The 9254-nt window shown below is 69.8% G+C and carries 2 protein-coding genes; both read left to right on the top strand.

The annotated features are described in order from the left end of the window. Positions 1–15: 15 nt before the first annotated feature. The gene (locus tag ACSFA7_RS24100; protein WP_435501693.1) at positions 16–8253 is read left to right on the top strand and encodes a non-ribosomal peptide synthetase; all 8238 of its coding nucleotides are present in this window, start codon (positions 16–18) and stop codon (positions 8251–8253) included. Between the two features lie 2 nt (positions 8254–8255). Further along, positions 8256–9218 (top strand): TauD/TfdA family dioxygenase, encoded by a 963-nt coding sequence (locus ACSFA7_RS24095; RefSeq protein ID WP_435501692.1) that lies wholly within the window; start codon positions 8256–8258, stop codon positions 9216–9218. The last annotated feature ends 36 nt before the right edge of the window (positions 9219–9254 follow it).

The following is a 9254-nucleotide window of genomic DNA, read 5'->3' as shown; positions in this document are numbered from 1 at the left end:
GTGGAAGTTGCGAGCATGCAATCGCTGGATGCGCCGGCCTTGATCGGCCTCTTCGAACAGCACCGGGTCCTGGCACGAATCGAGCGGGGCGAGCTGGTGGTCAAGGCACCGCGCGGCGTGCTGACGCCGGGCGTGATGGCCTCGCTGAAGCTGCACAAGCAGGCGCTGATGAACTGGGTCGCGGCCAACGGCGACCACGCCGCGCCGGCACCGGCGGCGCCGCAAGTGCGGATCACGCCGCAGATGCTGCCGCTGGTGCGGCTCGAACAGGCGCAGATCGATCGCATCGTCGCAGCCACGCCGGGCGGCGCCGGCAACGTGCAGGACATCTATCCGCTCGCGCCGCTGCAAGAGGGAATCCTGTTCCATCACCTGCTGCAGCAACAAGGTGATGCCTACCTGAACCGGCTGCTGATGGGCTTCGAAAGCCGCGAACTGCTCGACCGCTTTATCGCCGCGATGAACGAGGTCATCGCACGCCAGGACGTGCTGCGCACCGCGGTGCAGTGGGACGGCCTGCCCGAGCCGGTGCAGGTGGTGTGGCGGCACGCGCGGCTGGAGATCGAGACGCTGGAGTTGGCCGGCGACGTGCAGGCGCGCCTGCGGGACCACGCCGATCCCGGCAGCTACCGCCTCGATGTGCGGCAGGCGCCGATGGTGCGCGGCCTCGCTGCCTTCGATGCGGCAAGCGGGCGCTGGCTGCTGCAGATGCTCTACCACCACCTGGTGATGGACCACGTCACGCTGGAGCAGCTGGTGCACGAGGTCGGCCTGGTGATGCAGGACCGCCGAGGCGAACTGCCCGCGCCGGTGCCGTTCCGCAATTTCGTTGCACAGGCGCGGCTCTCCGCACGCGAGGCCGGGCACGAGCGGTTCTTTCGCACGATGCTCGGCGATATCGACCAGCCGACCGCGCCCTTCGACCTGCTCGATGTGCAGGGCAACGGCAGCGATGCGGTGCGGGCGAAGCTCAGGCTCGAACCCGCTCTGTGCGCGGACCTGCGCCGGGTCGCGCGTGCGCGCAGCATCAGTCCCGCGTGCGTGTTCCACCTCGCGTGGGCGCAGGTGCTCGCGCGTTGCAGCGGGCGCGAGGACGTGGTGTTCGGCACGGTGCTGTCCGGGCGCTTGCAGGGCGGCGCGGGTGCCCATCGTGCGATGGGCATGTTCATCAACACGCTGCCGCTGCGCGTGAGGCTGGACGGGCGCAGCGCGGGCGCTGCGCTGGAAGAGACTGCGGCCACGCTCGCCGAACTGCTGCGCCATGAGCACGCGCCGCTCACATTGGCGCAGCGCTGCAGCGGGCTTGCCGCGAACACGCCGCTGCTTTCTGCGCTGCTGAACTACCGCCACAGCCGCGATGAAACAGAAGGCGAGGAAGGCATCTCCGGCATCCATCACATCGAGAGTCGCGACCGCACGAACTATCCGTTCGTGCTGCACGTGGATGACCATGGCGAGAGCTTCAGCGTCACCGCGGAGATCGTCGAGCGCGTGGATGCCGCGCGCATCGCCGGGATGGTGCGCGAGACCCTCGCGCATCTGGTGCATGCGTTGGACCGTGCGCCGGACACACCGATGCATGCGATCGAGTCCTTGCCGGCGGCCGAGCGCGAAGCGGTCCTGCATGGCTTCAACGCAACGCAGCGCGATCACAGCGCTGAAGGCGAACTGGTGCATGCGCTGTTCGAACGTCAGGCTGCGCGCGATCCGTCTGCTACCGCGCTGGAGTTCGGCGCACAACGGGTGAGCTATGGCGAACTGGAGACGCAGGCGAACCGACTGGCGATGCATCTGCGCACGCTCGGCGTTGGCCCCAACGAACGCGTTGCGATCTGCATCGAGAGTGGGCCGTCGATGGTGGTTGCGATTCTCGCCACGCTCAAGGCCGGCGGCGCGTACGTGCCGCTGGACCCGGCCTATCCGGACGAACGATTGGCGCACATGCTCGGCGACAGCGCGCCGCGCGTGCTGCTGACGCAGGAGCGGCTGATCGAGCGTCTGACCCCTGCGCCGGCTTGCGAGCGCGTGCTGCTCGACGACACCGACCACGCACCATGGGCACAAGACGCCGCGCCGCGTCCCGATCCGCAAGCGCTGGGCTTGCGCGGTGAGCATCTGGCTTACGTCATCTACACCTCGGGGTCGACCGGCCGCCCCAAGAGCGTCGCGATGGCGCATCGTGGCCTGGTCAACCTGCTGGCCTGGCAGCGCGGCGTGTTGCCGGGCGGCGCGCGCACGCTGCAGTTCGCGGCGCTCGGCTTCGACGTCGCGTTCCAGGAAATCTTCTCGACGCTGGCCGGGGGCGGCACGCTCGTGCTGTTGCCCGACGAACTGCGCCGCGACCTGCCCACGCTGGCCGACTGGCTCGGCGAGCAGCAGATCGAGCGGCTTTTCCTGCCCTGCATCGCGCTCAACGCGTTGAGCGAACTGTGGTCGCTGCGCGAAGCGCCGTTGCCGGCGCTGCGCGACCTGATCGTGGCGGGCGAGCAGCTGCGCATCACGCCCGCCATCCGGCGCCTGTTCGCCGGTCGCAACGCCAAGCTGCACAACCACTACGGCCCGACCGAAACCCACGTGGTCACCGCGCACACGCTCAGCGGCGCATCCGAAGACTGGGACGATCTGCCGCCCATCGGCGCACCGATAGACAACTGCCGCATCTACCTGCTGGACGCGCAGCGCCGGCCGGTGGCGCGTGGTGTGGCCGGCGAGATCCACATCGCGGGCGTGCAGGTCGCGCGCGGCTACCTGCACCAGCCCGGGCTGAGCGCCGAGCGGTTCCTGCGCGACCCGTTCGCGGGCGATGCGGGTTCGCGCATGTACAAGACCGGTGACCTCGGCCGCTGGCGCGACGACGGCACGATCGAGTTTCTCGGTCGCAACGATCTCCAGTTCAAGATCCGCGGCCACCGCATCGAGCCGGGCGAGATCGAGGCGCGACTGAACGAGCTGCCCGGCGTGCGCGAGGCGGTGGTGATCGCGCGCGAGGATGTGCCTGGGGACAAACGCCTGATCGCCTACATCGTGGGCGACGTGCAGGCGGCCGATTCCGCCGAGCTGCGCATGCGCCTGGCCGCGCAACTGCCCGATCACATGCTGCCGAGCGCCTTCGTACCGCTCGCGGCCTTGCCGCTGACCCCCAACGGCAAGCTCGACCGCAAGGCGCTTCCCGCGCCCGACGGCCTCGCCTTCGCGCACCGTGCCTACGAAGCGACCATCGGCGAAATCGAGGACACCCTCGCGCAGATCTGGTGCCAACTGCTCGGCATGGAACGCGTCGGGCGCCACGACAACTTCTTCGAGCTCGGCGGCCACTCGCTGCTCGCGGTGCGGCTGGTCTCGCAGCTGCGCGAACGGCTCGGCGTCGAGTTGCCACTGCCCGCGCTATTCACCCATCCGCAATTGGCCGACATGGCCCGCGACGTGGCCGAGGCGAGCCAGAACGCCCTCGGCGCGATAGCCCGCGCCGACCGCTCGACACCGCTGCCGATGTCGTTCGCGCAGCAGCGCCTGTGGTTCATCGCGCGGGTCGATCCCGAGGCGAGCAAGGCGTATCACGTGCCTGATGCGGTGCGGCTGCGCGGCGCGCTCGACACCGCAGCGCTGCAGGCCGCGTTCGACCGCATCGTCGAACGCCACGAGGTGCTGCGCACGCGCTTCGTCGGCATTGGCGGCGAGGCGCTGCAGGTCATCGACGAGGCCCGCGGCTTCGCGCTGCGGCACGAAGACCTGCGTGGCGCCTCCGAAGCCGAGCTGGAACGCATCGTTCGCGAAGAGGCGCTGCGCCCGTTCGACCTCGCGCTCGGACCGCTGATCCGCGGCCGCCTGCTCGCGCTCGGGGCCGACGACCATGTGCTGCTCGTGACCATGCACCACATCGTCTCCGACGGCTGGTCGGGCGGCGTGCTGGCGAACGAGTTCTCGGCGCTGTACCGCGCCTTTCGCGAGGGCCGGCCCGACCCGCTGCCGCCACTGGCGATCCAGTACGCCGACTTCGGCATGTGGCAGCGGCAATGGTTGCAGGGTCCGCTGCTGCAGCAGCAGTTGCGGCAATGGGTGACGCAGCTGCGCGGCGCGCCGGCGCTGCTCGATCTGCCGACCGACCGGTCGCGTCCGCCGGTGCAGGACTACAAGGGCGCCAACATCGCCATCGCGCTCGATGCCGCGCTCACCGACGGCCTGCGCGTGCTCGGGCAGCGCCACGGAACCACGCTGTACATGACACTGCTTGCGGCCTGGGCCGTGGTGCTCGCCCGGCTCAGCGGGCAGGAGCAGGTGGTGATCGGCAGTTCGCATGCGGGCCGCAGCCGCGTCGAGGTGGAGCCGTTGATCGGCTTCTTCATCAACACGCAGGCATTGAAGATAGACCTGTCGGGCAGCCCCAGCGTGCAGGCGCTGCTGGCCCAGGCGCGGCAGACCGCGGTGCAGGCGCAAGGCCTGCAGGACGTGCCGTTCGAGCGACTGGTGGAGGCGCTCAACCCGCCTCGCTCGCTGGCCCATCATCCGGTGTTCCAGGTCATGCTGTCGTGGCACAACACGCCCAGGGTCGAACTTGATCTGGCCGGCCTGCAGGCGCAGAGCCTGGGCGGCGGCGCCGACAGCGCGCAGTTCGAGCTGTCGCTGGAGCTGCGCGAGAGCGAGGAGGGCATCGGCGGCCAGCTCAACTACGCGAGCGCGCTGTTCGACGAGGTCACGGTCCGCCGCCACTGGCGCTGCCTGGAAGCAGTGCTGCGGGGCATGGTCGCCGACGACAGCCAGCCGGTCGATCGCATCGACCTGCTCGATGCGCGCGAGCGCGCGTCGATCGTGGAAGGCTTCAACGAAAGCCATGCGGCGCCTGCCGAGCCGGTGCTGGTGCACGCGCTCATCGAAGCACAGGCCGCGCGCCGGCCGGACGCGCTGGCGATCGAATACGCAGGCGAGAGCCTGAGCTACGCCGAGCTCAACGCCCGCGCCAACCAGCTCGCCCACCACCTGCGCGCGCTCGGCGTGAAGCCCGACGATCGCGTCGCCATCTGCGCCGAGCGCAGCCTGGAACTGGTCGTCGCGCTGCTGGCCACGCTCAAGGCGGGCGGCGCGTATGTGCCGCTCGATCCGGTGTATCCGGACGAGCGGCTCGCATACATGCGCGATGACAGCGGCGCGGTCGTGCTGCTGACGCAGCAACGGCTGGACGGACGGCTGCAAGCCTCCGGACGCTGCGTGCACCTGATGCTCGATGCAGCGCGACCCGACTGGGCACTGGCCCCCTCCCACAACCCGGACCGCGCCGAGGTCGGCCTCACGCCCGGGCACCTGGCCTATGTGATCTACACCTCCGGTTCGACCGGCACGCCCAAGGGTGTGATGGTCGAGCACCGCAACGTGGCGCATTTCCTCCATGCGATGGAGGCCTGCATCCACGGCGTGGCACCGGATTGCCGGCGCGTGGCGTGGAACTCCTCCTTCGGTTTCGACATGGCGGTCAAGGCGTGGGGGCAACTGGCGTTCGGGCGCAGCGTGTTCCTTTTGCCCGAGGCGACGCGGCTCGGTGCCCAGGAGCTGCTCGGCTTTCTCGAGATGCATCGCATCGAAGTGATGGAGTGCACGCCCTCGCACCTGCGGCTGATGCAGGGCGCGGGCCTGCTGCAAGGGCGCGCGCCGGGCCTGCGAAAGCTGCTGCTCGGTGGCGAGGCGATCGATGCGGCGACCTGGGGCGCACTGGCGGCTGTCGATGAGCGGCTGTTCTTCAACATGTATGGGCCGACCGAATGCAGCGTCGATGCGAGCTGCGGCATCGTCGACGGGCGCCGTCCGCACATCGGCCAGGTCATGCCGGGCGCGCGCATCTATGTGCTCGATGCGGCTGCGCAGCCGGTCCCGGTCGGCGTGGTCGGCGAGATTCACATCGGCGGCGCGGGCGTGGCGCGCGGCTATCTCGACCGCGCGGAACTGACCGCCGAACGGTTCCTCCGCGACCCGTTCGCCGGCAACGCCGAGGCGCGCATGTACCGCACCGGCGACCTCGGCCGCTGGCGCGAAGACGGCACGCTCGAATACCTCGGCCGCAACGATTCGCAGGTCAAGCTGCGCGGCTTCCGCATCGAGCTGGGCGAGATCGAAGCGCGCCTGGCGCAGCAGGCCGGCGTGCGCGAGGCGGCGGTGATTGCACGCGAGGACGGTCCCGGCGAAAGGCGCCTGGTCGCCTACATGGCCGGTTCGGTGGACCCGGCACAACTGCGCGCCGGCCTGGCTGCGCACCTGCCCGAGTACATGCTGCCCTCGGCCTTCGTCGCCCTGGACGCGCTGCCGCTGACGCCCAACGGCAAGCTCGACCGCCGGGCGCTGCAGGCGCTGCCGGCGCCCGACAACCAGGGCCTGGCCGCGAGCCGCTACGAACCGCCGCAGGGCGAGGCGGAGTGCACTGTCGCCGCGCTCTGGTCGGAACTGCTCGGGGTCGAACGCATAGGCCGCCACGACAACTTCTTCGACCTGGGCGGCTACTCGCTGATGACGTTCCAGGTCATCGAGGGGCTGAAACAGAAGGGCTATGAGGTCGCGCTGCAGGACGTGCTGCTCGCGCAGCAGTTGAGCGCGCTGGCCGCGTTGATCGACAAGCCGCGCGAGGGCCTTGCAAAAGCGGATGCGCAATGGGTGACCATCCGCAAGGGCGGTTCGCGACCCCCCTTGGTGTTTGTACACGAGCCGAGCGGCGAGGTGCTTTCCTATGAACGGCTGGCACAGCACATCGATCCCGAAGTGGGCCTCTACGGCCTCCGCGCCGACCGCGATGCGGTGCGTGCCGACAGCCGCTACGAAGACCTGGCCGCGGACTATGTACAACGGATTCGCGAGGCGCTGCCGCAGGGGCCGTATCGCCTGGCGGGCTGGTCGGCCGGCGGCGTGCTCGCGTTCGAGGTCGCGCGGCAACTGGTTGCGGCGGGCGAACGGGTCGAGTTCCTTGGGCTGATCGACAGCTGGTATCACGGTGAGGGCGAGCGCGGCGTGTCCGAGCTGGGCATGCAAGACAAGAAGCTGCTGCTGGTCGCGTTCGCCGAGTACCACGGGCGCAAGCTGGAGGCGGCCGAGATCGAGCGGATTCTTGCGACCGAAGACCTGCCCTCGGCGATCGCGTTGGCACGCAGCGAGGGCTGGCTGAAGAAGGACATGAGCCCGGCCGAGTTCGAAGCGCGCGCCGGCCTCTGGTTCAACCTGCGCGCCGCCGCGCGCCGCTACTGCGCCGAGCCGTTGGAGATCGACGCGCACCTGTTCGCGGCGCAGTCAGGCGATGCGGGCGATCCCTCCAACGGATGGCGCGGCGTGCTCGGCAATGGTCTGCAGGTGCACCCCATCGGCGGCGATCACTGGAGCATCATGATGCAGCCCGAGCACGCTGGCCGGCTCGGTGATGCGATCGCTTCGATCCTCGCGCGCGTCGATGGCCTTACGCCGACTTGGCGCGCGGGCATCCCATCGATCGCCCTGGGCGCTGCGGTGACCATCCGCCGTGGCAGCACGCAGGCGCGCACGGTGTTCTGCGTGCCGGGCGCGGGCGCCAACGCCACCTCGTTCCTGGAGTTCGCCTCGCGCAGCACCGGCGATGCGAGCTTCATCGGCCTCGAAGCGCCCGCGCTCCTCGGCCACGACGGTGATCCGCCGACGCTGCAGCAAGCGGCCGGGCGTTATGTCGATGCGATCCGCGCCGTACAGCCCGAGGGGCCCTATCACCTCATCGGCCATTCGTTCGGCGGCTGGGTCGCGCTGGAGGCGGCGCGGCAGTTGCTCGATGCGGGGGCCACGGTCGCGCCGGTGGTGCTGGTCGACACCGACGCGCCGCGCGCGGAAGGCTACGGCGATCGCGGTCACGCGCTGCGCGAATACATCGCGCTGATCGCGCTGCAGAGCGATCACGACCATGGGCTCGACGCCGCCGCGCTGGCCGCGCTGCCGCCGGCCGAGCAGGCGCCGCCGATCTTCGAGGCGATGCGACGCGTCCGTCTGCTGCCGGCCAACGCGCGGCTCGCGGACTTCGTGCCGGTGCTGGAAATGTTCTGCCGCCAATGCGCGATCAGCTATCGACCCGAGGGCGCATTCGGCGGCCTGGCGCTGCTGCTGCGCGCCGACGACGCCGTTGACACCGCCTCCTGGCGGTCGCACGTGCCGCAGCTGCGCAGCTTTGACGTGCCTGGCAGCGACCACCTGTCGATCCTTGCGCCGCCGCATGTCGATCACGTGATCGAGATCGTCGGCCGCCACTGGTACCTGGGGCGATGAACATGAGCGAGATCGCGACACTCATCGACCTCCACGAAGCGGGAGGCGGCATCGACGGCGGCTTTCCGCATTGCATCCATGCCGATCCCGGCGTGACGGACGTCGAGCGCTGGTTCGCGCACGAGATGCCGCGCCTGGAGCCCGCACTGCTGCGCGCCGGTGCGCTGCTGTTCCGCGGCTTTTCGCTGCGCGAGGCCGAGGACTTTCGCCGCGCCGTCGCGGCGATGGCGCCGCAGCTGCGCGGCTACGCCGGCGGCACCTCGCCGCGCAGCCAGGTGGCCGAGGGCATCTACACCTCGACCGAGTACCCGAAGCAGCTGGAGATTCCGCTGCACAACGAGATGTCGTACAGCGTGCGATGGCCCGAGCGGCTCTACTTCTTCTGCGCGACCGAACCGCAGGGAGGCGGCGAAACGCCACTGGCCGATTCGCGGCGCATCCTGCAGGCCATGCCGACGCCCATCGTCGAGGAGTTCGAGCGCCGCCAGCTCATGTACGTGCGCAACCTCGCGCCCGCGAACGCGCGCTACAACGCCTGGAGCAAGGCCTTCGAGACCGATGACCCCGTGCAGGTCGAGGCCTATTGCCGCGAGATGGACATCGGCTGCGAATGGCAACCCGGCGGCGGCCTGCGCATCCACGAGCGGCGGCCGCCCACGCGCGTGCATCCGCTGACCGGCGAGCGGGTCTGGTTCAACCAGGTGCACCTGTTCCATGCCTCCAACACGCCGATGGCGAGCAGCCTCGATGCGCGCATCGAGGCTGGCCTTCCGATGGCGGCGTACTACGGCGACGGCGGCCGCATCGACAACGCCACGCTGGCCCGCGTGCGAGAGGTGCTGCGCGCGCAGCGGCGCACTTTCCGGTGGCAGCAGGGCGACCTGCTGGTGGTCGACAACGTGCTGGCGGCGCATGGCCGGCTGCCGTTCGACGGCCCGCGGCGGATTCTCGTGGCCATGTCCTGAGCGGCCCTCTTTTCAACTTCACACCGAACCAAGCTC

The organism is Variovorax trehalosi (assembly GCF_051216415.1).
Lineage (GTDB): Bacteria > Pseudomonadota > Gammaproteobacteria > Burkholderiales > Burkholderiaceae_C > Variovorax.
Note: the sequence above shows the minus strand (reverse complement) of the source record. Positions and strands in the feature narration are given on the sequence as shown.